This window comes from Mycobacterium sp. NS-7484, from assembly GCF_001953975.1.
In the GTDB taxonomy this organism is placed as follows: Bacteria; Actinomycetota; Actinomycetes; order Mycobacteriales; family Mycobacteriaceae; genus Mycobacterium.
The window spans coordinates 1-25,058 of the sequence record NZ_MBEJ01000130.1; the positions used below are offsets into that span (position 1 = coordinate 1).

Sequence of the window (25,058 nt, forward strand, 5' to 3'; positions counted from 1 at the left end):
TGGCACACGCCGCAGGCGATGATGTCGACCACCACCTCACCGGGCCCCGGATCGGGGATGACAATGTCGACCAGCTCCACCGGCTGGCCTTTGGACCGAGAAATCACTCCACGCACCGTCTGGCTCATGCCTACAACCTAATGCAAACCGGACAGGTGTCCAATTTGAATCGGGTGTCGCCGCGGGCCGAATCTCGGCGTGCCCGCGCGTTGCCGCGTTACCGTGGGTTGTGGTCGATGATCGAACTCAATTACTGGTGGTGGCACGGTCGGCATACCGGCGAAATGACTGGCGCACCAGTTACGAATCCTTCAGCCGCGTCGTCGGTGTGCAAGGCCTCGACACCGATGATCTGGCCGTGTACGCCTCGGCCGCCTGGCGTCAGGGGCATGGACGCGAATCGGTGCGGATCAACGAGCAGGTGCACACCCGATTGCTGCGTACCGACCCGGTGATGGCAGCGATGAAGGCCGCCGAACTCGGTCTGGCCTGGCTGTCCCGCGGTCACCCGGCGCCGGCCGACAGCTGGGCCCAGCGCGCCCGGGCACTGCTCGACGGTGTCCCGGAGACCGCGGCCCACGGCTACGTGGCCTACCTCCTGGCGGTGACCGCGGCCGATGCCGGCGACACCGCGCGATTCTCGGAGATGACACGGCAGCTGGCGACGATTGCGGAGAATCTCGACGACCCCGCCCTGAAGACGCTCGCGCGGGCGCTGACCGGTGTGGCCGCGGTGACCGCCGGTGACCCGGAGGGCTATCTCGCCTTGGACGAGGCGCTGCTTCCGGTGCTCGGCGACGCCGTGCCGGTGGAATGGGCGGGCGACGTGTACCGGAGGGCATTGACCTTGGCGCAGGTCCGCGACACCGCGCGGTCAGAGTCGTGGAGGCAATCCATGCAGCGGTGGTGTGAGGCCATCGAACCCGAATCGGCCCAATCCGCCTATCGCGCGGTGTGTGACGTGCACCGGCTGGCGGCGGCGCCGAATGCAGATCCGCAGGACCTGGTTCGGCGAGTGGTCGGGCTGCGTCGCCTGGTTGCCGAGGTGGATGCGGTGGCCGCCGGGATGGTCGAGGAACTGCTGTCCCGGAATCTGGGGCGGGCCCGATAGATTTACGCGCGATGAGCGCTACGGATGTCCTCTCGGTCATTGACGATTGGCCGGTCGGCTCGGCTGCGGCTGCCGTGGTGGGCCCCTCAGGCGTGCTGGCCAGCCACGGCGACACCGCCAAGACCTTCGCACTGGCCTCGGTGACCAAACCGCTCGTGGCCCGCGCCGTGCACGTCGCCGTCGAAGAGGGGGCGATCGAACTCGACAGTCCGGCCGGCCCGCCTGGGTCGACCGTTCGCCACCTGCTCGCGCACGCCTCGGGCGTGTCGATGCGTTCGGCCGACGTGCTCGCCCGGCCCGGACAGCGTCGCATCTACTCCAACTACGGGTTCGAGTTGTTGGCTCGCGCGGTCGAGGAGTCGGCGGGCATCGAGTTCGCCGGCTATCTCACCGAGGCGGTGTTCGAGCCGCTGCAGATGACGGCGACGAACCTGTCGGGCGGGGCGGAGGCGGCCGGGTTCGGCGTGTCGTCCACCGTGGCCGATCTCGCGGCGTTTGCCGTCGACCTGTTGCGGCCGGCTTTGGTCTCGGAGCAATTGCACGGCGAGGCGGTGACGGTCCAGTTTCCCGGTCTGAACGGCGTGTTGCCGGGCTTCGGCGCGCAACGTCCCAACGACTGGGGGCTGGGCTTCGAGCTCCGGGACGGCAAATCGCCGCACTGGACCGGCTCGGCAAACTCCCCGCGGACATTCGGGCATTTCGGCCAGTCGGGCACGTTCCTATGGGTCGATCCGGCCGCTGACCTGGCCTTGGTGGTGCTCACCGACCGCGACTTCGGCGACTGGACCTACCCGCTGTGGCCGGCCATATCTGATGGTGTGCTGAGAGAAAACGCCACAGACTAGCGCAACACCAGCCTCACAGGGCACAATAGACACGCGCGGCACACACAACTGCATGCTCGATCGGAATCACTAGGTCGTTGGGGAAGACGTCCCTCGTGAGCCGAAGGAGTAGCAGATGCGTGCGTCGAACCAGTTCGCCGACGCGGCGACGGGTGTGGTGTATGTCCATGCCTCACCCGCGGCGGTATGCCCGCATGTTGAGTGGGCGTTGTCGTCGACCCTGTCGGCGCGGGCGAACCTGAAGTGGACCCCGCAACCGGCCATGCCTGGCCAGTTGCGTGCGGTGACCAACTGGGTCGGCCCGGTCGGCACCGGGGCGCAGTTGGCCAATGCCCTGCGCTCCTGGTCAGTGCTGCGCTTCGAGGTGACCGAAGATCCCAGCGCCGGAGTGGACGGCCACCGTTGGTGCCACACCCCGCAACTGGGGCTGTGGAGCGGTGCGATGAGCGCCAACGGCGACGTGATGGTCGGCGAGATGCGACTGCGCGCCCTGATGGCCGGCGGCGCCGACATGCTGGCGGCCGAACTCGACACCGTGCTCGGCACCGCCTGGGACGAATCCCTGGAGCCCTACCGCAACGGCGGTGACGGCGCCGAGGTGTCCTGGCTGAGCCGGGGCGTGGGCTAGCTCCTCAGCTACGCGACCAGAGGCAGTAGCCGCTCAGCGTCGTCGTGAACATGTGGTCGCTGACCTGAAAGGTCAGCGTCTGCCCCGGTTCGGCGCTGACGGTTTCGGGTTCCGATGTCCGGCCGGCTCCCAGGACGTCGACAACCTCGACGCTGCACCGGGCTTCGGTCGTCTGCGGCGTCCCCACCCAGTTGCCTGCCTTGGCCTCCGGGTTCCGTCGGCCCTGCCCATGCAGGACCAGTGGCGGTCCGGTGGTCAGCCACCGGTCCGAGGCAGGATACGGGCTGCCGAACGGTTGCCACGTACCGCCGTCGCACAGCAGCAGGCGACGGTTATTGGCGGTCTGTCCCGGCTCGGCCGGAGTCAACGCATCGCTGAGGTTTTCGGCGCACGCTGAGTCCGCTTGAGGCGCCGCGGTTTCGGGCGGTCCGGGTGGGATTGGTTCGGGATCGGCGTGTGCGCAGGCGCTCGTGGTGAGTGCGGTGGCCACGACGACGGCCGCCACACCCACCGCAAGCGCTCGGGACATCCGGTTACACCGAGACCGTCTTCATCGATGACAGATCCGTTTGCATCAGCCGGACGTTGTAGTCACCCCAATAGGACAGGTTGTAGTACAGGTACTGCGAGTTGTCCTCGACCACATTGCCATTGGCGTCCACTTTGTTGAAGTAATCGGTGCCCGACATCGGGTGGACCATCGGCGCGTACATGCCGCTGTTCGACGTGAGGTTGTTGCTCACCAGCGTGGTGGTGTCCGACCACTCACCCTGCGGTGAATCCGACACCCGCATCACCACGTTGTTGCCGCCGTCGGTGTAGAGCACCACGTACTTGCCCAGGTACTCGTTGTACTGCACCGACATCTCGCTGACGTTGCCATTGGTCGGCAGGCCGCCGACCCAGATGCCGTTGGCGATCTTGGTGAACAAGCCGAACGTGAAGAAGTCCGCGACCTTGTACAGCTGCGGCAGGAAATCTGTACTGCTGGAACCGAAGACGGGAACCGCCACCGACGGATCACCGCTGACCCACTGGCCGTCGCCGGCGGAGTTCTCACCCGACCAGTACTCGTAGGCGTCGAGATCGGTGATCTGGTCCTTCCTGACCCGCGCCACATACGCCGAACCCTGCCGGCCCGAGGGGGTCCCGTATACGTAGACGTACGGGTCCTCCGGATCGTCCGACATCACCAGGGCGTTCTGCTGGAAGTGCTCGTCACCGGGAACGTAGCCCGTGCTGGTGCGGAACCACCCCGACGACCGCACCGTCTCCTTGTCGACGGTCCAGGTCTTGCCACCGTCGGTGGAGTAGGCGATCGCCGAATAGTTCGTCGTCCAGCTGCCCGGGTTGTCCCACGTGCGGACCGACATGACCGTGGCGTACTGCGTGTAACCGCCCACGGCGTCCGGGTTTTCGATCGCGATCGCCGAGGTGGGGATCATCGTGTAGGTGGTGCCGAACAGGCCGTTGAGGCCGCCCGGATCGTAGATGATCTGCGCGGCGCCGGCCGGAGGCCCGTCGGGGCCGTACCACGTCGGCGTGCCGGGGTTCCCGGGCTGCGCGCCGGCGTGGATCAACGCATCGCTGAACTGCAGACCGTCGGACAGATCGAAATCGCTGGTGCGGAACAGGACGTTGTTGCGCCAGTCACCGGACATGCCCGGCTGGCTGTAGGTGTCGCCGAACAACGTGTAGATGATCGGCTTTCCGGTCTCCGGGTCGACGTAGCCGCTGTTCCACATGATCCCGAGGTCGGTGCCCGCGACGTACCAGTGGTCGGTGTAGCCGGTGCCGGTGACCCAACCGAGCTTCTTGGTGAATTGGGTCAACGACGACGGAACCGACGGTTTGGGGGTCAAGTCGTCGGTTTGCACGGCGACAGTGGGATTCACCGCGGCCATCGGCTGGATCTCACCCTCGGCCACCACCGAGGCGGCCTCGTTGGGCGACACCACGCGGGCACCGGCCGGGTTGACCGTCCGATCGAATTCCCTTCGGGCCCAAGCCGCCATGGCCCACAGGGCGGGGGACTGTGCCGGTGCCACCGGGCTGGTGCCCGCGCCGAACGGCGTCAGCCCCGCCACGCTCAGCAACGCCGAGACCACCGGCGGTGCGGTGATCTTGGGCGTAACCGGTTCGGGGGCCTTGGTCTTGATCGGCGCGATGATGTTCACCGGCGCAGTGTCGGAGGTGGCAACGGACGTGTCCGGGGTGCGCACAGTCGCGACGATGTCGTCGCTGAGTCGGCCGACGTTGTCGACCGAGTCCTGGATTTTCCCGACGATGGTGTGCACCCGTGGCGTCGGTGCGGTGGTCGCGGGCTCGGGGTTGGACGCGGTGGACTGTGGCGTGGATTCCGTCTTGCCGGTGATCACCGACGTGCGGTTGCGGGTCGGCTTGGTGCTCAGTTGGGTGCGGGCCTGCTCGAGTCTACTTTCGGTGCGCTGCAAGGCGTTCCCGACGTCGTCCAGGCTGGACTCGACATCGTTGCGGACGCGGTCGGCGAGTTTCGACAGCGGGCCTTGCCGGCTCGGCGACGTCGACTTGGAGGTGGAACTGGACTCGGAATCGGGCTTGGAGCTGGACGCCGAAGCCGACGGGCCGGGCTTTTTCACCTTCGGCGCGCCGGCTGAGCCTCTGGAGCTCTTGGAGCGGTCGCTGGTGCGGCCTGGGGATGACGCGCTTGCCTTGTCGCTACTGGAGCTGGTCTTGCTCGAGCTGCCGCCGGTGTCATCGGCCCAGGCGATGCCGGTTCCGGATGTCAGCGCGGTGCCGATGCCGAGTGCGACAGCAAGCGCGCCGACGCGACCGATGTACTTGGTTGAATCCATGACGCTCCGTGTCTCAATCCACAACCCCGGCCCACAGGCAACCTACCGTGCGCCGATCATGGCGTCGGGCAAACACGCCGATTGCCTGAACGCGGTGGTGAACAGCGCGGGGCCGGCGCCATCACCTGGCCTGCTAATCGGTGTCGGTCGAACGTGCCGGGCCGGGGACCAGGATCTGGAGGGCACCCGACACCGCCGACACCGTCACCGGTAGGGCGGCGGCGAAATCACCGTCGGCGTAGGCGTTGATCCCCGGGCACTCGACGTGCACCGTGCGCGCCCGTCGCGTGCTCACCTCGTCGAGATGGACATGGGTGCCCTTGAACACCGTGGGGAACAGGCGAATCAGCCGGGTGCGCGACGCCGAGGTGATCATCGTGACGTCCAGCAGACCGTCGGAGTGGTCGGCGCCCGGGCAGATCAACATGCCGCCGCCGTAGCTGCGGGTGTTGCCGAACGCGGCCAGGGTGAGATCGGTGCACAGCTGGGGGCCGTCGTCAAACGTCAACCGGAAAGGCAACAGGCGCAACTTCGACATCTCCGCGAGCATCGCGACGTTGTAGCGCATCCGGCCATGAGGCCAACGCATCCGGTTGGTGCGGTCACTGACCAGGGAATCGAACCCGGCGGCCATCACCGTGCCGAACCATTTGGCCGCGCCCGACGCGTCCACGATGCGGCCCAGGTCCACGGACTCGGTGTGCCCCTCGACCACGATGTCGGCGGCCGCCTCCGGATCGCCTGTGGGCAGACGATATTCGCGAGCGTGGTCGTTGCCGGTGCCGGCGGGCACGATGCCCAGCGGGACATCGCCGGTGGCCAGTGCCTGCAGTGCCAGGGAGATCACGCCGTCGCCGCCGACGACCACGAGCGCATCGGTACCGCGGTCGAGGGCGTCGTCGACCAGCCGGCGGGCATGCGCGGCGTCGGTCCCGACGATCTCGCACACATCGATACCACGGCGCTGGAACTGCGCGACGGCTCGCTCGGCCGCGTGCGGCGCATTGCCGTGCCCCGACAGAGGATTGGTCAGGACCGTGACCCTGTTCACGGAATCAGCTTGCCGGGGTTGAGGATTCCGGCCGGGTCAAGCGTGGCCTTGACCGCACGCAGCACCTCGACGCCGAGGTCGCCGATCTCGTCGCGCATCCACGGGCGGTGATCCGCCCCCACCGCGTGGTGGTGGGTGATGGTTCCTCCGGTACGCACCATCGCGTCGGAGGCCGCGGACTTGGCGTTGCGCCACTGCTCGATCGGGTTGCCGCGCTGGGCCGCGACGACGGTGAAGTACAGCGAGGCGCCCGTGGGATACACATGCGAAATGTGGCACATCACGAGCGCCGGGGTCCCCGATTCGGCCAGCGAGGTGGTTAGGGCCTCGGTGACCGCGGCTTTGAGCGCGGCGAGGTTGGACCACGTGGTGGCCGTCTCCAGGGTTTCGCACAGTGCGCCCGCCGCCAGCAGTGAATCACGTAGGTACGGCGCGTTGAACCGGCCGTGTTCCCAATCCCGGGCCGCCGTCTCGCCCAGTGAGGTGCCGCCGTGTTGTTCCAGTACGGCGCGGGTCTGAACATGTCGACTGGCTGCGTGTGCCGCGGTACCCTCGTACAGTGTGATGGCCAGGCAGCCACCCGTGATGCGCTGTTCCCCAATGCTTTCGGTGGTTGCCAGGTTCACCCCGGTCTCGGCTTCGTCGGACAACCGGATCACCGTCGGCCCGGTGCCGGTCTGGGTCACCGCACGCAATGCGTCGGCCCCGGTGGCGAAATCGGGGAACGACCAGGCCTCGTAGCGCGTCGCCTCAGGGATCGGGTGGACCCGGACGCGCACCCGGGTAATCACGCCGAACACGCCTTCGGAACCGATGAGCAGTTGGCGTAGATCCGGCCCGGCCGCCGAGGCCGGAGCGCGGCCGAGGTCGAGAACCCCCGCCGGCGTGACGGCGCGCAGGCCGCGGACCATGTCATCGAAGCGCCCGTAGCCGGCCGAATCCTGGCCTGAGGACCGGGTGGCGGCAAACCCGCCGATCGTGGCGAACTGGAAGCTCTGCGGAAAATGCCCGAGCGAGAAGCCGTGTGCGCCCAGCATCGCCTCGGCCTGCGGGCCGGTGACCCCGGCGCCCAGTTCGGCCTCACCGGCCACCTCGTCGAGGCTGTGCAGCGCGTCGAACCGGCGCAGGTCGAGGGCTACCACCGCGGCGAAATCACCGCGCAGTGGATCGAGACCGCCAACCACGCTGGTCCCACCACCGAACGGCACCACCGCGATCCGGCGGTCACTGCAGATGCGGAGCACTTCGGCTATTTCGTTCTCGGAACCCGGGAGCAGCACTGCATCCGGCGCGTCCTGGATGCCGGAGTCCTTGCGGCGCAACAGGTCCAATGTGGATTTTCCGCCGGCGTGCAACAGTCTGGATGCGGTGTCGGTGCCGCAGTGCTGGGTGCCGACGATGGCCGACAGTGCCTGCAGATCGTCATCCGACAGTGCCGACGGCCGCAGCTGCACCTGATCCTGCGGCACTGCCGCGGCCGGTGCGGCGTCGATACCCAGGGCCTGCTGCAGCAGCGAGCGAATGCCCTCGGAGAGTGGCTTGGCGGACTGCGGGTCACCCCAGGCGTCCCATTTCATCGGAGGCAACAACGGCGCAACCGGCTGAGTCATGCGTTACAGTATTACACATGATGTCAATCAGTAACGAAGGATCGCTGAGCGACCAGATCTTGGATGCCGCCGCCAGCTGCGTGCTGGCCTTCGGTGTGGACCGGGTGACCCTGGCCGAGATCGCCCGCCGGGCCGGGGTCAGCCGCCCGACCGTGTACCGGCGCTTTCCCGACACCCAGTCGATCCTGGCCGCGCTGCTCACCGCCCGGATTGTCGGTGTTCTCGATGAGACCGCCGGTCGGGGGGCGGGACGCGCGGCGCTCGTGGCGCGCATCGTCACGGCGGCCGGCAGGTTGCGCCACGACGAGGTGATCATGGCGGTGCTGCACTCTGCGCCCGAGCTGGCGATGGTCTACATCGCCGAGCGGCTTGGTACCAGCCAGCAGATCCTGATCGACGCGTTGGCCGGTGAACTCAAGCTCGCGCAGGAGGAGGGCATGGCCGAAAACCGGGTCCGGGCGGGGGATCCCCGTCAGCTGGCCACCATGTGCCTGCTGATCACCCAGTCGGCCATCCAGTCCGCGCAGATGGTCGAGCCGATCCTCGACGCCGACGACTTGGCCGCCGAACTCACCCACGCCCTGAACGGATACCTGACCCCATGACCGCACCGACCGCGCTCGACAGCGCCAGGCGCACCACCGAATTGACCGAACTGGCCGACGGTCTGCGGGTCGACGTGATCGTCGTCGGCGGCGGGATCACCGGCGCCGGGATCGCGCTGGATGCTGCCAGCCGCGGGCTCGGTGTCGCGTTGGTGGAGAAACACGATCTGGCCTTCGGTACCAGCCGGTGGAGCTCGAAGCTGGTGCACGGCGGCCTGCGTTACCTGGCCACCGGCAACATCGGGATCGCCCGCCGCAGCGCCATCGAACGCGGAATCCTGATGACCCGCAATGCCCCTCATCTGGTCAGCGCCATGCCCCAACTGGTGCCGCTGCTGCCGTCGATGGGGCGGACCTCCCGCGCGCTGGTACGCACCGGATTCATCGCCGGGGACGGACTGCGCCGGCTGGCCGGCACGAGTGCATCGACCCTGCCGCGGTCGCGCCGGGTGGACGCGCGTCGTACGGTCGAACTGGCGCCCACAGTGCGCACCGACGGTCTCGATGGCGGCTTCCTGGCCTACGACGGCCAACTCATCGACGATGCCCGTTTGGTGACGGCCGTCGCGAGGACCGCCGCCCAGCACGGGGCACGCATCCTGACCCGGGTGTCGGCCCGAGCGGTGGACGCCACCTCGGTATGCCTGACCGACGAGCTCACCGGGGAATCCTTCGACGCCTCCGCCCGGATCGTCATCAACGCCGCCGGGGTGTGGGCCGGAGATCTGGACCCGGCGCTCACGCTGCGTCCCAGCCGCGGCACGCATCTGGTGTTCGACGCCGCGGCATTCGGCAATCCGACTGCGGCGCTGACCATTCCGATACCGGGGGAGCTGAACCGATTTGTCTTCGCGATGCCCGAGCAGCTCGGCCGGGTCTACCTGGGCCTGACCGACGAGGATGCGCCGGGGCCCATTCCCGATGTGCCGCAACCCACTCCGGCCGAGATCGACTTCCTGCTCGACACCGTCAACACCGCGCTGGCCACCGAGCTGACCACAGCCGATGTCCGAGGCAGCTATGCCGGTCTGCGGCCCCTGATCGACACCGGAGCGGGCAGTACCGCCGACGTGTCACGCGAGCACGCCGTGGTGGAGTCGGCGAGCGGCGTGATCAGCATCATCGGAGGCAAGCTCACCGAATACCGGTACATGGCCGAGGACGTCCTGGATCGGGCACTGGCGCTTCGCGGATTGTCCGCCGGAGCCTGCCGCACCACGAACCTGCCGTTGGTGGGCGCACCGGCCAACCCCGTGGCCACCCTGAAATCTGCAGCCCCGCTGCCGTCGTCACTGGTGGCCCGGTACGGCGCCGAGGCGCCCAACGTGATCGCCCAGGCCTGCTGCGCGCGCCCCGCCGACCCGGTGGCCGACGGAATCGATGTGACCCGCGCGGAATTCGAATATGCCGTCACCCACGAAGGTGCCCTCACCGTCGACGACATCCTCGACCGGCGTACCCGCATCGGGCTCGTCGCTGCCGACCGGGCCCGAGCCGTCGAGGCGGCCGAGGAGATGATCGCGGATTACGGACAAGTCGGGTAGTCGACTACGCATCGCCTGTGCGCGGCGCCGGCGCACACTGACTCCCAGGTGCTGACGAACCGGTGCGGCAAGGGGGCGGTCCATGAGCTTGGAAATCCTGGAGCGGGGCGCTGCCACCGACGCGCATCCGGTGCCGCTGGTCTTCGTCCACGGCGCCCAGCACGCCGCGTGGTGTTGGGACGACCATTTTCTCGGTTACTTTGCCGAACACGGCTACCGGTCCGTGGCGCTGAGCTTGACCGGACACGGAGCGTCGAACTCGAAGCCGGTGGGTGACTGCTCGATTGCCGACTTTGTCGAGGACATCCGGAGCGTGAGCGACGAGCTACCCACCGCACCGGTGCTGATCGGGCATTCGATGGGTGGATATGTGGTCCAGCGTTACCTGCAGCGTTACCCGGCAGCTGCGGCCGTGTTGTTGGCCTCGCTACCCCCAACCGGAATTGCCGGCGCGTTACGACGGTCCACGGCTATCCGCATGCGTATGCGGATGACGCATCCCGGGCGTCGCGTCGAGATGGCCGACTACCTCAGAGTGTTGTTCTTCGACCCCGCAACGCCGGACGCTCTCGTCACCAACTGCGTGCAGCGCTTGTCCATGGAAACGCCCGCCCGCGCGCTCGCGGAGATGATGCTTCCTGTGTCCACGTTACGGAATGGGGTAACTGCGCCCGTCCTGGTCATGGGCGGAGCCAGCGATCCCAATGTCACCCGATCGGATCTGCGGTCGACTGCCGCGACGTATCACACTGTGGCACAGGTCGTCCCGAACGTAGGGCACGACCTGATGTTGGAGCCAGGTTGGCGGGAGGTGGCCGATCGGATGCACACCTGGCTCGGTAGCTGCGGATTTTGATTGAGCGAGCAGACGCAAATGTCCCTGAAATCCATTGATTTCAGGGACATTTGCGTCTGCTCGCGGGAGAACCCGCGGGAGAAACCCGCGGGAGAAAGGAACAGTTACAGCGGGATGTTCTTGTGCCGGCCGCGCCGGTGCGGGGCCTCGGCCAGCGCCTGGGTCAGCTTGGAGCGGGTGTGGGACGGATCGATCTTCTCGTCGACCACACCGATCTCGATCGCCGAATCCACACCGCCGGCGATCTTCTCGTGCTCGATGGCCAGCTGCTCGTGCAGGGCCTCGCGCTCGTGATCGGGAGCCGCGGCCAGCTTGCGCTTGTGCAGGATGCCCACCGCCGCCTTGGCGCCCATGACGGCGACCTCGGCGTCCGGCCAGGCGAACACCTTGGTGGCGTTCAGCGACCGCGAGTTCATCGCGATGTAGGCGCCGCCGTAGATCTTGCGGGTCACCAGGGTGACGCGGGGGACCGAGGACTCACCGAAGGCGTGCAGCAGCTTGGCTCCGCGACGCACCACGCCGCCCCACTCCTGGTCCACGCCGGGCAGGTAGCCGGGCACGTCGACGACGACCACCAGCGGGATGCCGAATGCGTCGCACAGCCGCACGAAACGCGCGGACTTCTCGGCGCTTTCGGAGTTCAGGCAGCCGCCCAGGCGCAGCGGGTTGTTGGCGATCACGCCGACCGTGCGACCGGCCAGTCGGCCCAGGCCGACGACGATCGACGGGGCCCACTTGGCCTGGAACTCTTCGAAGGGCACCCCCTCGTCGAGCAGTGCCTCGACGATCGGGTGCACGTCGTAGGCACGGCGCGCCGACTCGGGCATCAGCGCGGCCAGGTCGGTGTCGCCGGCCTCGGCCTTGCTGCGGTCGAAATGGCCCTGCTGGCTGAACAATCCGACCAGGCGACGGCCGCGCTCATAAGCGTCCAGCTCGTCGTCGGCCACGATGTGGCACACACCGGACTTCTTGTGGTGGGCGTCCGGGCCGCCGAGCGACACCATGTCGACGTCCTCACCGGTCACGCTGCGCACCACGTCCGGACCGGTGACGAAGACCTTGCTGTCGGGCGCCATGATGATCACGTCGGTCAGGGCCGGCCCGTAGGCCGCACCACCGGCGGCGAATCCGACCACCACCGAGATCTGCGGGATGTAACCCGACGCGCGGATCATCGCCTCGAAGACCAGACCGACGGCGTGCAGCGCTTTGACGCCTTCGGCCAGCCGCGCACCGCCGGAGTGCCAGATGCCCACGATCGGGCTCTGCTCCTCGATCGCGGTGTCGTAGGCGTCGACGATGTGGGCACAGCCCTCGATGCCCATGGCCCCGCCCATCACGGTGCCGTCGGTGCAGAACGCCACCGTACGAACGCCGTTGACGGTGCCGGCCGCGGCCAGCACGCCAGAGCGGTCCCGCTCGTGGAGCAGTTCCACAGTGCCGTCGTCGAAGAACGTCTGCAGACGCAGCAGCGGATCGCGCGGATCGAGTGATTCGGCGGCTGCCTCGGGGGCCATGATCGTCATGTAGGTCTCCTTAGTGGAAAGCCTTGGGTATCAGTACTTTCCGAAGGCGAGCGCGACGTTGTGCCCACCGAATCCGAACGAATTGTTGATTGCGTATTGGAAATCGCCCTGCCGCGGCTCGCCGGCCACCACGTCCAGATCGATCTCCGGATCGAGGTTGTGCAGGTTGCGCGTCGGCGGGATGACGCCGTCGCGCAAGGCCAGCACGGTCAGGATGGACTCGACCGCGCCGACTGCGCCGACCGAGTGGCCGAGCGCGCCCTTGGGGGCGTAGACAGCCGGCTTGTGACCGAGCATGGCGTTGTTGATCGCCTTGCTCTCGGCCACGTCACCGACGTTGGTGCCGGTGGCATGGGCGTTGACGTGGTCGATGTCGGTGGGCTTGAGACCCGCCAGCTGGATGGCGCGGGTCATGGCATAGCCGGCCTGCTCACCGTTGGGGTCCGGCGCCACGATGTGGTAGCCGTCCGAGGTCACGCTCGCGCCCATGAGACGGCCCAGGATGTTGGCGCCGCGGGCCTTGGCGTGTTCCTCGGTCTCGATCACCATGAGGGCGCCGGCCTCGCCGAACACGAAGCCGTTGCGATCCTTGTCGAAGGGCTTGCAGGCGCCTTCGGGATCGTCGTTGGAGTTGGACAGCACGATGCGCATCTGAGCGAAGCCGGCGATCGGCACGGCTTCGATCTTGGTCTCGACGCCACCGCAGATGGCGATGTCGGCCTCACCGAGGACGATCTGGCGCCATGCGTTGGCGATGGCTTCGGAACCCGAGGCGCAGGCCGAGATCGAGGTACACACCCCGGCCTTGGCCTTGCGCTCGAGCCCGATCGCGGCTGCCGCGCCGTTGGGCATGTACATCTGCACCACCAGCGGCGACACCGCACGCAGGCCCTTGGCCCGCATTCCGTCATAGGCAAACACGAGTTCTTCGGTAGAACCCAGACCGGTGCCGATCGACACCATGAGGCGGCGGGCATCGACCTCGGGGGAGCCGGCATTGGCCCACACCCGACGGCCGATGACCGTCGACATCTTCTGCAAATATGACAACCGGCGCAGTTCGACGCGTGTCAGCTCCGAATCGAACTCTTCGAGGAGGTGGCCGCCGATGCGAACCGGCAGGTCGTACTCCTCGACGAACGAATCGGTGAGCCTCCGGATGCCGCTCTGACCGTCGAGCAGCTTCTTCCAGGTGTTCTCAGCATCGGTTGCCAGCGCCGTCGACATGGCTACGCCGGTGACAACCACATTGGGAAGACCGTTCCCAGTGGACAATCCCGCCATATTTACGGAGTTCTTCCTTCCGTGCTTTCCCTCGGTGTTTACCTTCCGGGATTACTTAGGGAGGGGCCGGGTGTCAGGCCTCAGTACTTACCGAAGGCCAGGGCCACATTGTGGCCGCCGAACCCGAACGAGTTGTTGACGGCGTACTTGTAGTCGCCATAACGAGGCTCGCCCGCAACCACATCGAGATCGATCTCCGGATCCGGCGTCTCGTAGTTGAGCGTCGGGGGGATCACCCCGTCGCGCAACGCGAGCACCGTCAAGACCGACTCCAGCGCGCCGACCGCGCCGATCGAGTGGCCCAGAGCCGACTTCGGCGCGTACACCGCGGCGTTCTGACATCCGGCAACCCGGATGGCATTGGCCTCGGCGGTATCACCGATCGGAGTGGCTGTGCCGTGGGCATTGACGTGGTCGATGTCCTTGGCTTCCAGGCCCGCGGTTTCCAGTGCACGCTTCATGGCTGCACCGGCCCGGACACCGTTGTCCGCCGGGGCCACCATGTGGAACGCGTCCGAGGTGATACCGGCACCCATCAGCCGAGCCAGCGGCTTGGCGCCACGGGCCAGGGCGTGCTCCTCGGTCTCGATGATCATCATCGCGCCGGCCTCACCGAACACGAAGCCGTCGCGATCCTTGTCGAACGGCCGAGACGCACCCGCGGGATCGTCGTTGCGGGTCGACATGGCGCGCATCATCGAGAACGCCGCGATCGGCAGGGCCTCGATACCGCCTTCCACGCCACCGACGACGGCGAAGTCCGCGTCACCCATGACGATCTGACGCCAGCCGTGAGCAATGGCCTCAGATCCCGACGAACACGCCGACACCGGTGTGATGACCCCGGCGCGGGCGCCGAGCTCAAGACCGGCGACCGCGGCCGCACCGTTGGGCATGATCATCTGAACGGCGAGCGGGCTGACCTTGCGGATCCCGCCCTCGTTCATCGCGTCGTAGGTCTCGACGATCTTCTCGCCACCACCGAGACCGGTGCCGATCACGACCGAGAAACGATCCGGATCGACCTCGGGCGCACCCGAGTTCTTCCACAGCCGGCGAGCCAGCACCAGTGACATGCGCTGCACGTAGGAGTTACGGCGCAGCTCGATGCGGGTCAGGTGACTGTCGATGTCGTCGACCAGGTGACCACCGATCCGCACCGGAAGGTCCCACTTGGTGACGAAGTCGTCGGTCAACTCATGGATGCCGCTTTCTCCGGCCAGCAGGCCCTTCCACGTGCTCTCGATGTCAGCAGCGAGCGCCGTGGTTGCCTCCACGGCGGTCACCACGACGTTCGGGAAGCCTCCGTTAGCAGTGGAAGGTTTGCTCATTCCGAGCCAAACTTCTCGCGCAGGGCGGCAGCAGCCTCGGGGTTCTCTTCCTCGAGCTTCTGGATGTAGGAGACCACGTCACCGACGGTGCGCAGGCCGGCCAGATCCTCGTCGGGGATCTTCACGCCGTACTTGTCCTCGGTCTGCACGGCGATCTCCACCATCGACAGCGAGTCGATGTCCAGGTCGTCGACGAACGACTTCTCCGGGGTCACCTCGGACGGCTCGATGCCGGTGACCTCTTCGATGATCTCGGCGAGACCGGCGATGATTTCTTCTTGACTGGCGGCCACGATGGCTCCTTCTTGTTGTTGATACCGGCCTCCGGATGCGGAGGTCGATTCAGGGACGTTCGGGTTGTTCGTGCTATTCGGTTGTTGCTGGACTTACAGCTCGTCCAAGCCGTCCAGATCGGTGGGGGCCTTCACCGCACGCGTCGGTGTGCCCTTCAGTTCACGCTTGGCAATGCCGACCAGGGTGCCGGCCGGCGGGAACTCGACGATCCCGGCCCGCTCCGCATTCTGGAAGCGGTCCCGCATGGTGGCGGTGCACAGATCCCAGCGCACCGGCTTGGTCAGCTGGGACACCAGCTTCTCCATTGCATCGGCAGCCGAGGTGACCGGCTGTCCGTCCGCATTCGACAGAAGTGTCGCCGTCGGCTCCGATGTTGTTACAGACGCTGCGGCCGCGGCGTATCCGTCCAGCGCAGAGGCCATGTAGTGGGTGTGGAACGCACCGGCGGTGGCCAGTTGGCGGACGCGGGCCTTGGCCGGCGGATCCTCGGCGAGCTTCTCCAGCGCGGCGATCGCGCCGGCGGCCACGATCTGGCCGGCGGCGTTGCGGTTGGCCGGGACCAGGTCGAGGGATTCGAGCCGGGCCAGGACCTCGGCCTCGTCGCCACCGAGCACCGCCGACATACCGGTCGGCTCGACGGCGCAGGCCTTGGCCATCTCGGCGCCGCGGGTGGCGGCCAGCTTGACCGCATCGTCGGAGGAGATGACGCCGGCGATGGCGTAGGCAGCGATCTCGCCGACGGAATGACCCGCGACGATGGTCTCCGCGGTGGCGGGCAGGCCACGCTTGGTCAGTTCCTCATAGGCCAGCAGGGTGGCGGCCACCACCAGCGGCTGTGTCACCGCGGTATCGGTGATCTCCTCGGCGGTGGCAGTGGTCCCCAGACGCACCAGATCCAGGCCGCTGATCTCCGACCAAGTGGCGAGACGATCGGCCGCGCCGGGAAGCTCCAGCCAGGCGGCGAGCATTCCGGGCGTCTGCGACCCCTGTCCAGGGGCGAGCAATGCGAGCACGGGTTGAGGCACGTCATTAAGAGAACACTGTGAAGACGGTTTTGCGGGATGTAAGAGATTATGAACCTCGTCTTATGTTTTTGTAGGTTCCCCACAAAAGTGCATGTGATGCGACGTTGCCTACACCGCAGCGAAATCTGTCACAGTGACCGATCCGTCGATCACCGGGTGTTCAGTGACCGCTGAATACCGGTATGCGCCGGGCGGATGGCCGGCACCGCGCCGGGGCCGCCGTTTGGCGTGCTCGACTGGTGTGCCTGTTTGCTCAGCCGACCCACTGTCGAGGCCACCCGCAGTACATAGGCGTCGCGGGGCAGCGCCGGATCGCGCCCGGTGAAGTCGCCGATCCGTTTCAACCGGTAGCGGACCGTGTTTGGATGAACGAACAATTTGCGAGCGCAAGCTTCTATGGCGCCTCCGGAATCCAGGAAGGCGTCGAGGGTTTCGGTGAGGGCCGGACCTGCATCGGCCAATGGCCGCATGACCTCGGTCTCCAGCGCCGCGATCGCCGTCGCGTCACCCAGGAGGGCCCGTTCGGGAAGCAGTTCACGCGCGGACACCGGTCGCGGTGCGCCTGGCCACCCGGCCACCGCGTTCATCCCGGAGATCGCCTCGGTGGCGCTGCGATGAGCCGCCGTCAGCGTGGGCGAGGTGGGGCCGACCACCACCGGGCCGTCGGCGAACACCGTCAACAGGTCGGCCAGGAAGCGGTCGGTTGCCGACAACGGTCCGGACACGATCGCCACCAGCCACGTGCCGTGCACATCCGACAGCGCGGCCCGGTCATTGCGTTTGACGACCTCATGGATGTCGTCGCGGGCCAGGTCCAACCGGTCCGGCCGCGGTAGCCCGACGATCACCGTGGCCGGCGCCGTGGCATCCCATTTCAGCGCCGCGGCCTGCGACTGCAGCTCGGGTCCGGTGTCGCCGCGGACCACCGCGTCGACCACGTTGGCCTCCATCCGCAGGTCCCAGGCTCCGCGGGCCTCGGCCTGGTCGGCGTAGGCACTGGCCGCGGCGAAGGCCAGATCCCGGCTGTAGCGCAGGATGCCGGCGGTCAGGGCGCTGAGGTGCTCCTCGGAGCGGGCCAGCAGCGGCACCACCTCTTCGAAGAACTCCATCGACGTGCGCACCATCTCGACCGACTGCCGCAGCGCGATACGACGACGCAGATCCTGGGGCACCACCTCGAACGCCTGCGCGGTGTAGCTGACGTCGCTGGTCGGATCCCGCATCCATTCGACGAAGTTGACCACGGCCGTCTGGACCACCAGCTGCACGCTGGCCCGCTGCGACGCGTCGAGATCGGAGAAGAAATCCAGCCGCTCGGCCATGGCGTGCACCGCCTCGGTGGCGAGCCGGCCCGAATACTGCTTGAGCCGGCGCAACACCGAGTCGGGCACGCTCTCGAGGACCTCGACGGTCGACCGGGGCGGGACGAACCGATTGTTGTCGGGCACTCCTAAAAGCTACGCCAACTTTCTGGTGGATTCCTCCAAGTGTCCGTCGTGCGGGTCAGGCGCTCCCGGTATCGACGTAGGAGACCGCCGCGGCGAATACGTCGTCGATCTTGTACTCCTTGGCCGCCGCGATCGCCACGGACATATCGATCTCGCCGTCGCGGGCCAAGCCCTCCAGCACCGCCACCACGACCGACTCGGCGTCGGTGTTGAAGTACCGCCGCGCCGCGGGCCGGGTGTCGGAGAAGCCGAAACCGTCGGTGCCCAGCGTGATGTACGTGCCCGGAACCCAGGCCCGGATCTGCTCGGGCACCGCACGCATCCAGTCCGAGACCGCCACCACCGGGCCGGCCGCATCGGCCAGCGCCGTGGTCACGTGCGGGGTGCGGGCCGGCTGATCAGGATGACGCAGCCGGTGCTTCTCGATCTCGACGCCCTCGCGGTTGAGCTCACCCCAACTGGTCACCGACCACACGTCGGCGGCGACGTCCCACTTCTCGGCGAGGAGGTCCGCCGCCCGGAGTGCCTCGGGCATCGACACCCCCGACGCCAGGATCTGCGCGGTGTGCGCGCGCGGTTCGGCCGCCCGCCGGTACCGGTACATGCCCCGCAACAAACCCTCGGTGTCCAGATCGTCCGGCTCGGCCGGCTGGACGTAGGGCTCGTTGTAGATGGTGATGTAGAAGAACACGTTCTCCTGATGCTCGCCGTACATGCGCTGCAGCCCGTGCTCGATGATGTGGGCGATCTCGTAGGCGAACGCCGGGTCGTAGGTCACCGCAGCCGGGTTGGTCGAGGCCAGCAGCAGCGAATGGCCGTCGGCGTGCTGCAGGCCCTCACCGGTCAGCGTGGTGCGCCCGGCGGTCGCGCCGAGCACGAAGCCCTTGGCCATCTGATCGGCCGCCGCCCACAGGCCGTCACCGGTGCGCTGGAACCCGAACATCGAATAGAAGATGTAGATCGGGATCATCGTCTCGTTGTGCGTCGAGTACGACGTGCCGACCGCGGTGAACGATGCGGTGGAGCCTGCCTCGTTGATGCCCTCGTGCAGGATCTGGCCGACTTCGGATTCCTTGTAGGCCAACATCAGCTCCGAGTCCACCGAGGTGTAGAGCTGCCCGTTGCGGTTGTAGATCTTCAGGCTCGGGAACCACGAGTCCATGCCGAACGTGCGGGCCTCGTCCGGGATGATCGGCACGATCCGCGGCCCGATGTTCTTGTCCCGCAACAGTTCTTTGAACGTGCGCACCGTCGCCATGGTGGTCGCCACGGCCTGCTGACCCGACCCCTTCTTCAGCGCCTTGTAGGTGTCGGAGCCCGGTAGCGGCAATGCGGCGCTCTTGGTGCGTCGCGACGGCACGAACCCGCCCAGCGCCCGGCGACGCTCCAGCAGGTAGCGGATCTCCGGGGTCTCCGGGCCGGGGTGGTAGTACGGGGGCAGGTAGGGATCTTCCTCCAGCTGGGCATCGGAGATCGGCACCCGGGTAACGTCGCGGAAGTCCTTGAGGTCTTGCAGCGCAAGCTTTTTCATCTGATGCGTGGCGTTGCGGCCCTCGAAGTGGCTGCCCAGGGTGTAGCCCTTGATGGTCTTGGCCAGGATGACCGTGGGCTGGCCCTTGTGCTCCATGGCGGCGCGGTAGGCGGCATACACCTTGCGGTAGTCGTGCCCGCCGCGCTTGAGGTTCCAGATCTCCTGATCGGTCATCGGCTCGACCAGGGCCTTGGTGCGCGGGTCGCGACCGAAGAAGTGATCCCGCACGTAGGCGCCGTCGTTGGCCTTGTAGGTCTGGTAATCGCCGTCGGGTGTGGTGTTCATCAGGTTGACCAGCGCGCCGTCGCGGTCGGCGTGCAGCAGCGCATCCCACTCGCGGCCCCACACCACCTTGATGACGTTCCAGCCCGCGCCGCGGAAGAACGACTCCAGCTCCTGGATGATCTTGCCGTTGCCGCGCACCGGGCCGTCCAGACGCTGCAGGTTGCAGTTGACGACGAACGTCAGGTTGTCGAGCGCCTCGTTGGCGGCCACCTGGATCAGGCCGCGGCTCTCCGGCTCGTCCATCTCGCCGTCGCCGAGGAACGCCCACACGTGCTGATCGGAGGTGTCCTTGATGCCGCGGTCGTGCAGGTAGTGGTTGAACCGGGCCTGGTAGATCGCATTCATCGGGCCCAGGCCCATCGACACCGTCGGGAACTCCCAGAAGTCCGGCATCAACCGGGGGTGCGGGTAGGACGGCAGGCCGCCGCCGGGATGGCTGTGCTCCTGGCGGAAACCATCCAGTTGGTCGGTGGTCAGACGGCCTTCGAGGAACGCGCGGGCGTAGATGCCGGGGGAGGCGTGGCCCTGGATGAAGACCTGATCACCGCCGCCCGGGTGGGACTTGCCGCGGAAAAAGTGGTTGAAGCCGACCTCGTACAGCGACGCCGACGAGGCGTACGTCGAAATATGGCCGCCCACACCGACTCCCGGCCGCTGGGCCCGGTGCACCATGATGGCCGCGTTCCACCGGATCCAGGCCCGGTAGCGACGCTCGGTGTCCTCGTCACCGGGGAACCAGGGCTCCAACTCGGTGGGGATGGTGTTGACGTAGTCGGTCGAGGTCAGCGCGGGGATCGCGACGCGCTTCTCGCGCGAGCGTTCCAGCAACCGCAACATCAGATACCGGGCCCGCGCCGGGCCGGATCGCTCGAGCAATTCGTCGAACGATTCGAGCCATTCGCCGGTCTCGTCGGTGTCGATGTCGGGCAGGTACGAGGCGACCCCCTCCCGGATCACCCGGACCCGGTCGGGTTCTGCTGCGGTGGAGGAGTTTTGGGCCAGATCCTGGCGCGCGAACTCGGTGGTCAACATCCGCTCCTTGTTAGGCGGTAACAACTGACAGTGCTTGTGGCACCTTCTATCGTCCACCCATCCTGCCGCCCGCGCCCCGCTGGGGGTGGTGGTGCGTAAGTTACCCATCGGTTGCTTTGTGAAGCGGTAACGTCTGCAGATCGTGCCGGTTGATGGGCAGTTTGGGGCAAGGGGGCGGATCGCCGCGGGCGCGCTGGGGGGTGCGGCGGTGATCGCCATGGTCGTGGTGGGTTGTACCTCTGTTACCGGGGGTACCGCGCAGGTCGATTCCGCGGTGGCGCCGGCGTACCGGGCATCGGTGTCGGCCTCCATTGCCGAGTCGTCGGCGAGCTCGGTGACCCGCGAATCCGAACGCCAGGCCTCGTTGACCACCCGCGCCATCCACACCGTGTGCGAGGACCTCAGCACGTCGGCCGTGGACGCGGTCAACGCGGTCAACGGCTATGTCGAGGCGGTCAACAACGGTGGTGACACCCAGGCCAAGGCCGGTCCGGCGATCGACGGGCTCAACCGCAGCGCCGACCTGGTCAGCTCCGGTTTGTCCGACGCGTTGTCACCGGATCTGCGCGCGGCGCTGACCGAGTGGATCGACTCGGCGCGGGCCCTGGTGGCGGCCATATCCGGCAACGTCGGCCCGGATCAGTTCAACGCGGCCTCGTCGCGTTCGAACGACGCCCGGGAGAACGCATTGACCCGATGCGACCAGGCTTACCGATGAGCAGGCCGACAAACACGCCCGCCGGACGCCCGCGCTGGTGCACTGTCGTGCGACGATAGGCACACACGCATCACGCGCGCATGAGGGCGGGCAACGGACAAGTCTTGAGAGAGGCTCGACGAAAGACGAAGGAGGATCGACGGTGGTCGCGGCGGCGGGGACGGACTCTAGCCCGAACTACGCTCACATACTGGGCATTCAAAAAGACCAGATAGTCCAGGAACTGGGTTGGGACGAGGACAGCGACGACGACATCCGGGCCGACATCGAAGAAGCGTGCGGCTCCGAGCTGCTCGATGAGGATGCGGACGAAGTCGTCGACGTCGTATTGCTCTGGTGGAGAAACGACGACGGGGATCTCGTCGATCGGTTGATGGACGCCATCACCCCACTGGCCGAGGACGGCGTGATCTGGGTGGTGACACCCAAGACCGGCAAGCCCGGGCACGTGCTGCCGGCCGAGATCGCCGAATCGGCGCCGACGGCCGGGTTGATGCAGACCTCGTCGGCCAAGCTGGGGGACTGGACGGCAAGCCGGTTGGTGCAGCCGAAATCGAAGGCCGCCGGAAAGCGGCAATAGTGTTGGCTGTCGGGGCGCCGGCGCCCGATTTCACGCTCCGGGACCAGAACGGCAGGCCGACCACCCTCAGCGGGTATCGCGGCGTCAAAGATGTGCTGCTGGTGTTCTTTCCCCTGGCGTTCACCGGTGTGTGCGAAGGCGAACTCGGTGAGATCCGGGACAACCTGCCGCGCTACGAGAACGACGACATCGCCACGCTGGCCATCTCCGTCGGCCCACCTCCGACCCACCGGATCTGGTCCATCGAAAGCGGATTCACCTTCCCGATCCTGTCGGACTTCTGGCCCCATGGTGCCGTCACCCAGACCTACGGGGTGTTCAACGCCGATCTCGGATACCCCAACCGCGGCACGTTCGTCGTCGACCGGGCCGGCGTGATCCGGTTCGCCGAGATGATGGAACCGGGCCAGGTGCGCGACCAGACGGTGTGGCAGCACGCACTGGAGGCCGTGCGGGGGCCTTGAATTTCCGGTCTCGCGGTCACGGCGTGTACCGTGCCTGCGACGGGGCGCGTAGCTCAGTGGTAGAGCTCTGGTTTTACACACCAGCGGTCGGCGGTTCGATACCGTCCGCGCCCACTCTTCAACCCGTAATTTCGGTAACGATCAGAATGCCCGCGCGATCGCGGACGTCTCCCTCCTCGCGATTCTGCCGGGAGTGAAGTGAACTGGCCTTATTGCCTCAATAGGTCCCTCGGGGGACCATATGTGCATGGCGGAGATGTCGGCAGCTGCCGCCGCGGAGCAGTTGGAGATTTCCGAGCGTCAGGTGCGGCGGTTGGCGAACAACGGTGTGCTGACCGTGAGTCGCGTGGTCGGACGCACGTTGCTGCTGGACGCGGCTTCGGTACATCGACTGGCGGGGCGGGCGCGGCACAACGGCCGACCGTGGGCATCGGCGACGGCGTGGGGTGCGCTTGCGCTGTTGTCGGGCGAGGGTGCGGATTGGCTGGAGCCGTCGGTGTTGTCGCGTCTGCGTCACCGCCTGCGGGGTGCACGCGCGACCGAGGTGGCATGGTTGGCCCGCCGGCGCGCCGAGGTGCGTCAGATGCGGGGTTGGGGCCGGGACACTGGCCTCCTGACCACCGGTGTGAGCGCGCTGCGCGACCCGCAGATGGCCGCGCTGTTCGACCTGTCCCCGGTCGATCGAGGATTCGACGGCTACGTCGCGGCCCGTGACGTCGACGATGTGGTCACTCGCCTCGGGCTTTTCGACGACATCGCAGGCGACGTCACTGTGCGGGTCGTCCCCGACGACGCCGGCTACGCCGTCGACCGCCGGCTCGTCGCCGCGGTAGCCGTGGATCTCTCCGAGTCGCTGGACACCCGAGAAGCCGCTGCCGGAGAACGGGTGCTTGAAGAACTGCTTGCCGCATTCCGGGCCGATGACGGCCACACTTCCCGCCGACGCGGCGCATCGCCGAGTTCGCCGATGGCCCGATGAGCACCCCCGCCAGCTGCTGAGTGCGAAGCAGGCTGCGCCGGTGAATGTTTGACGATGGATCCTCTGATGGCATGAGTCGCCGCCATGGCCTTAGGACCAGACCACCTTCGCGCGTGTGAGTGTGAGTTCCTGGCCGCGCATCACGGTATCGCCCGAGCAGGACGGGCTTTCCGGGGAGAACTTCATGTTCACGAATCCCGTGAGATCGGCCCTGATGACGTATTTGTACGGAACCGGACCGGTGGTGGTCTGGAGGCTGCCGGCCTCGCACTGCATGCCGGGGTTGATGCGCTCACCGACCCAGGCGCCCTTGTGTCGGTCGGCGGCGGTATCCCACAACAGGTCCAGCTGCCAGGAGCCGTCGACGTCGGTGGACAACACGCGAAGACAGCGTGAACCGCAGCCGGACAGCGTCCAGTCATAGGGCTCGGGTGCGGTTTCCGACGAGGTCTCGGTGACGGTGTAGACGCCGGCGCGCGGCAGCGGCGGAGCGGGCAACTCGGGCGGCGCGACCGGTGGGCCGGATGACCTGAGGCCACCTAGCGCGAATCCGATTGCCAGCGAAACGGCAACCAGGACAATGGCGTCTTTCAACAGGGGACCTCCGCGTCGGATCATATCCGCGCGTTCAGACCACCCGCTTACCGAACCGGTCGCGGATCCGCATGTCCCACAAGTAGACCTGATAGCCGAACCGCCACACCTCACGCGGGATCACCCGATCGGCGACCCGCAGGCCCGTCAACAACCGCTCGAAGCGCCGTTGGTCCTCGGGTGTCCAGGACATCCGCATATGGTCGCGGAACTCGGAGCACAGGAACCCGGTGCTGGCGAACAGGTTGAACCGGCCGGCCAGCAACCGCAGCGGCGCGGGGAGGAACACCATCGCGGCCACCCCGTGCAAATGCTCGCGCACCGGCGGGTCGATCCGCAGCTCCTGCAGGGATTGCTTCCAGTACGCGTCGAAGGCGTCGCGGTCGGCCGGCCACATCTCGTCGCGCACCTGCAGGGTGGTGCCCAGCGTGCGCGCATCGGCATAGACCGCGTCGGCCGACTCCTCGTCGAGCGGGCCGTAGAGGAACTCATGCATGTCGACGTAATAGCGGTACAGGCAGGCCGCCACCCACAGCTGCAGCTTGGGGTCGAAAGCGTTGTAGGACACCGGGCTTGATGCCTGCGACCGGACCTGCGCGTGCACCTTGTCGATCTGGGCGCGCAGCAGCGCGCGGTCGGCATCGGTGCCCATGGTGGCCACGGCCAGATACGTGCCGGTGGTGCGGGCCCGTTTGAACGGGTGCTTGTAGACGTTGCCGCTGTCCACCGGACTCTCCAGGACGCCGTAACCGACGCCGGGGGAGGACAGCTGCATGATGACGTTGGCCGCGGGCAGCAGCGCCGCCGCCGGATTGAGCAGATCGGTGACCCGTCGTGGCCGTCGTGGTGGACCGAGCCTCATGAATTCGAGTAGACCACCTAT

At 67.1% G+C, this 25,058-nt stretch carries 23 protein-coding genes, 1 tRNA gene and 1 pseudogene; 11 read left to right on the forward strand and 14 right to left on the reverse strand.

Going from position 1 to position 25,058, the window contains the following annotated elements:
* A pseudogene (locus A5733_RS27330) lies at positions 1–128 on the reverse strand (S-(hydroxymethyl)mycothiol dehydrogenase); the annotation flags it as partial.
* A gap of 131 nt (positions 129–259) precedes the next feature.
* On the opposite strand from A5733_RS27330, the gene A5733_RS24255 reads away from it, so the two are divergent.
* From A5733_RS24255 to A5733_RS24265, 3 genes are all read left to right on the forward strand, one after another.
* Positions 260–1,111, forward strand: a complete 852-nt coding sequence (locus tag A5733_RS24255; RefSeq protein WP_233152776.1) for a chemotaxis protein CheY — start codon at positions 260–262, stop codon at positions 1,109–1,111.
* An 11-nt stretch (positions 1,112–1,122) separates the two neighbouring features.
* Positions 1,123–1,956: a serine hydrolase gene (locus A5733_RS24260; RefSeq protein WP_076241949.1), complete on the forward strand. Its 834-nt coding sequence runs from the start codon at positions 1,123–1,125 to the stop codon at positions 1,954–1,956.
* 115 nt (positions 1,957–2,071) lie between these two features.
* Entirely contained in the window at positions 2,072–2,584 is a 513-nt protein-coding gene (locus tag A5733_RS24265; RefSeq protein WP_067774154.1) for a DUF3145 domain-containing protein, read from the forward strand.
* A 4-nt stretch (positions 2,585–2,588) separates the two neighbouring features.
* On the opposite strand, the gene A5733_RS24270 is transcribed toward A5733_RS24265, so the two are convergent.
* The 4 genes from A5733_RS24270 to A5733_RS24285 form a co-directional block, all read right to left on the reverse strand.
* Positions 2,589–3,113: a hypothetical protein gene (locus A5733_RS24270; protein ID WP_076241950.1), complete on the reverse strand. Its 525-nt coding sequence runs from the start codon at positions 3,111–3,113 to the stop codon at positions 2,589–2,591.
* 4 nt (positions 3,114–3,117) lie between these two features.
* A complete protein-coding gene (locus A5733_RS24275; protein WP_076241951.1) occupies positions 3,118–5,418 on the reverse strand; it encodes a DUF4185 domain-containing protein in 2,301 nt (766 codons plus the stop codon).
* 133 nt (positions 5,419–5,551) lie between these two features.
* Entirely contained in the window at positions 5,552–6,469 is a 918-nt protein-coding gene (locus tag A5733_RS24280) for a diacylglycerol kinase (RefSeq protein ID WP_076241952.1), read from the reverse strand.
* Positions 6,466–8,046 carry an FAD-binding oxidoreductase gene (locus A5733_RS24285; RefSeq protein WP_076241987.1) on the reverse strand — a complete coding sequence of 527 codons (1,581 nt, stop codon included), beginning with the start codon at positions 8,044–8,046 and terminating at the stop codon, positions 6,466–6,468. The genes A5733_RS24280 and A5733_RS24285 overlap by 4 nt, the downstream gene beginning before the upstream one ends.
* Before the next feature lie 50 nt (positions 8,047–8,096).
* Here A5733_RS24285 and A5733_RS24290 point away from each other — a divergent pair, with 50 nt between their 5' ends.
* The 3 genes from A5733_RS24290 (at position 8,097) to A5733_RS24300 (ending at position 11,084) form a co-directional block, all read left to right on the forward strand.
* Positions 8,097–8,684: a TetR/AcrR family transcriptional regulator gene (locus tag A5733_RS24290; protein ID WP_076241953.1), complete on the forward strand. Its 588-nt coding sequence runs from the start codon at positions 8,097–8,099 to the stop codon at positions 8,682–8,684.
* Positions 8,681–10,228 (forward strand): glycerol-3-phosphate dehydrogenase/oxidase, encoded by a 1,548-nt coding sequence (locus A5733_RS24295; protein ID WP_076241954.1) that lies wholly within the window; start codon positions 8,681–8,683, stop codon positions 10,226–10,228. Before A5733_RS24290 ends, A5733_RS24295 begins: the two co-directional genes overlap by 4 nt.
* Before the next feature lie 82 nt (positions 10,229–10,310).
* Positions 10,311–11,084, forward strand: coding sequence for an alpha/beta hydrolase (locus tag A5733_RS24300; RefSeq protein ID WP_076241955.1), 774 nt, complete (start codon positions 10,311–10,313; stop codon positions 11,082–11,084).
* 104 nt (positions 11,085–11,188) lie between these two features.
* On the opposite strand, the gene A5733_RS24305 is transcribed toward A5733_RS24300, so the two are convergent.
* From A5733_RS24305 to aceE, 7 genes are all read right to left on the reverse strand, one after another.
* Positions 11,189–12,610 carry an acyl-CoA carboxylase subunit beta gene (locus tag A5733_RS24305; protein WP_076241956.1) on the reverse strand — a complete coding sequence of 474 codons (1,422 nt, stop codon included), beginning with the start codon at positions 12,608–12,610 and terminating at the stop codon, positions 11,189–11,191.
* Between the two features lie 30 nt (positions 12,611–12,640).
* The gene (gene kasB, locus A5733_RS24310) at positions 12,641–13,894 is read right to left on the reverse strand and encodes a 3-oxoacyl-ACP synthase KasB (protein ID WP_067774180.1); all 1,254 of its coding nucleotides are present in this window, start codon (positions 13,892–13,894) and stop codon (positions 12,641–12,643) included.
* Between the two features lie 80 nt (positions 13,895–13,974).
* Entirely contained in the window at positions 13,975–15,225 is a 1,251-nt protein-coding gene (gene kasA, locus A5733_RS24315; protein ID WP_067774183.1) for a 3-oxoacyl-ACP synthase KasA, read from the reverse strand.
* Positions 15,222–15,518, reverse strand: coding sequence for a meromycolate extension acyl carrier protein AcpM (gene acpM, locus A5733_RS24320; RefSeq protein ID WP_003884427.1), 297 nt, complete (start codon positions 15,516–15,518; stop codon positions 15,222–15,224). The genes kasA and acpM overlap by 4 nt, the downstream gene beginning before the upstream one ends.
* Before the next feature lie 93 nt (positions 15,519–15,611).
* Positions 15,612–16,532 (reverse strand): ACP S-malonyltransferase, encoded by a 921-nt coding sequence (locus A5733_RS24325; protein WP_142254194.1) that lies wholly within the window; start codon positions 16,530–16,532, stop codon positions 15,612–15,614.
* Positions 16,533–16,693: 161 nt separating this feature from the next.
* Positions 16,694–17,992, reverse strand: coding sequence for a CdaR family transcriptional regulator (locus A5733_RS24330; protein WP_067774193.1), 1,299 nt, complete (start codon positions 17,990–17,992; stop codon positions 16,694–16,696).
* 55 nt (positions 17,993–18,047) lie between these two features.
* Positions 18,048–20,837 carry a pyruvate dehydrogenase (acetyl-transferring), homodimeric type gene (gene aceE / locus A5733_RS24335; protein ID WP_067774392.1) on the reverse strand — a complete coding sequence of 930 codons (2,790 nt, stop codon included), beginning with the start codon at positions 20,835–20,837 and terminating at the stop codon, positions 18,048–18,050.
* A gap of 220 nt (positions 20,838–21,057) precedes the next feature.
* On the opposite strand from aceE, the gene A5733_RS24340 reads away from it, so the two are divergent.
* The 5 genes from A5733_RS24340 to A5733_RS24360 all read left to right on the forward strand — a co-directional run bounded on the left by A5733_RS24340 (position 21,058) and on the right by A5733_RS24360 (position 23,581).
* Positions 21,058–21,558, forward strand: coding sequence for a hypothetical protein (locus tag A5733_RS24340; protein WP_067774395.1), 501 nt, complete (start codon positions 21,058–21,060; stop codon positions 21,556–21,558).
* A 142-nt stretch (positions 21,559–21,700) separates the two neighbouring features.
* A complete protein-coding gene (locus A5733_RS24345) occupies positions 21,701–22,138 on the forward strand; it encodes a DUF3052 domain-containing protein (RefSeq protein WP_067774196.1) in 438 nt (145 codons plus the stop codon).
* Positions 22,138–22,602, forward strand: a complete 465-nt coding sequence (locus A5733_RS24350; protein WP_067774198.1) for a peroxiredoxin — start codon at positions 22,138–22,140, stop codon at positions 22,600–22,602. Before A5733_RS24345 ends, A5733_RS24350 begins: the two co-directional genes overlap by 1 nt.
* A gap of 42 nt (positions 22,603–22,644) precedes the next feature.
* Positions 22,645–22,716, forward strand: a tRNA-Val gene (locus tag A5733_RS24355).
* Between the two features lie 133 nt (positions 22,717–22,849).
* Positions 22,850–23,581, forward strand: a complete 732-nt coding sequence (locus A5733_RS24360; protein WP_198938922.1) for a DNA-binding protein — start codon at positions 22,850–22,852, stop codon at positions 23,579–23,581.
* 90 nt (positions 23,582–23,671) lie between these two features.
* Here the strand turns inward: A5733_RS24360 and A5733_RS24365 are convergent, their stop codons facing one another.
* Positions 23,672–24,175, reverse strand: a complete 504-nt coding sequence (locus A5733_RS24365; protein ID WP_076241988.1) for a hypothetical protein — start codon at positions 24,173–24,175, stop codon at positions 23,672–23,674.
* A 34-nt stretch (positions 24,176–24,209) separates the two neighbouring features.
* Complete coding sequence (locus A5733_RS24370) at positions 24,210–25,037, reverse strand: oxygenase MpaB family protein (protein WP_076241959.1); 828 nt, start codon at positions 25,035–25,037, stop codon at positions 24,210–24,212.
* Positions 25,038–25,058: the final 21 nt, after the last annotated feature.

What these genes read in the sequence shown, in the direction of transcription:
- A5733_RS24290 (WP_076241953.1), top strand. Translation starts at nt 8,097, where the DNA reads ATGATGTCAATCAGTAACGAAGGATCGCTGAGCGACCAGATCTTGGAT.
- A5733_RS24260 (WP_076241949.1), top strand. Translation starts at nt 1,123, where the DNA reads ATGAGCGCTACGGATGTCCTCTCGGTCATTGACGATTGGCCGGTCGGC.
- A5733_RS24370 (WP_076241959.1), bottom strand. Translation starts at nt 25,037, where the DNA reads ATGAGGCTCGGTCCACCACGACGGCCACGACGGGTCACCGATCTGCTC.
- A5733_RS24285 (WP_076241987.1), bottom strand. Translation starts at nt 8,046, where the DNA reads ATGAAATGGGACGCCTGGGGTGACCCGCAGTCCGCCAAGCCACTCTCC.
- A5733_RS24275 (WP_076241951.1), bottom strand. Translation starts at nt 5,418, where the DNA reads ATGGATTCAACCAAGTACATCGGTCGCGTCGGCGCGCTTGCTGTCGCA.
- A5733_RS24265 (WP_067774154.1), top strand. Translation starts at nt 2,072, where the DNA reads ATGCGTGCGTCGAACCAGTTCGCCGACGCGGCGACGGGTGTGGTGTAT.
- A5733_RS24295 (WP_076241954.1), top strand. Translation starts at nt 8,681, where the DNA reads ATGACCGCACCGACCGCGCTCGACAGCGCCAGGCGCACCACCGAATTG.
- kasB (WP_067774180.1), bottom strand. Translation starts at nt 13,894, where the DNA reads ATGGCGGGATTGTCCACTGGGAACGGTCTTCCCAATGTGGTTGTCACC.
- A5733_RS24300 (WP_076241955.1), top strand. Translation starts at nt 10,311, where the DNA reads ATGAGCTTGGAAATCCTGGAGCGGGGCGCTGCCACCGACGCGCATCCG.
- A5733_RS24305 (WP_076241956.1), bottom strand. Translation starts at nt 12,610, where the DNA reads ATGACGATCATGGCCCCCGAGGCAGCCGCCGAATCACTCGATCCGCGC.
- A5733_RS24360 (WP_198938922.1), top strand. Translation starts at nt 22,850, where the DNA reads ATGGCGGAGATGTCGGCAGCTGCCGCCGCGGAGCAGTTGGAGATTTCC.
- kasA (WP_067774183.1), bottom strand. Translation starts at nt 15,225, where the DNA reads ATGAGCAAACCTTCCACTGCTAACGGAGGCTTCCCGAACGTCGTGGTG.
- A5733_RS24340 (WP_067774395.1), top strand. Translation starts at nt 21,058, where the DNA reads ATGGTCGTGGTGGGTTGTACCTCTGTTACCGGGGGTACCGCGCAGGTC.
- A5733_RS24270 (WP_076241950.1), bottom strand. Translation starts at nt 3,113, where the DNA reads ATGTCCCGAGCGCTTGCGGTGGGTGTGGCGGCCGTCGTCGTGGCCACC.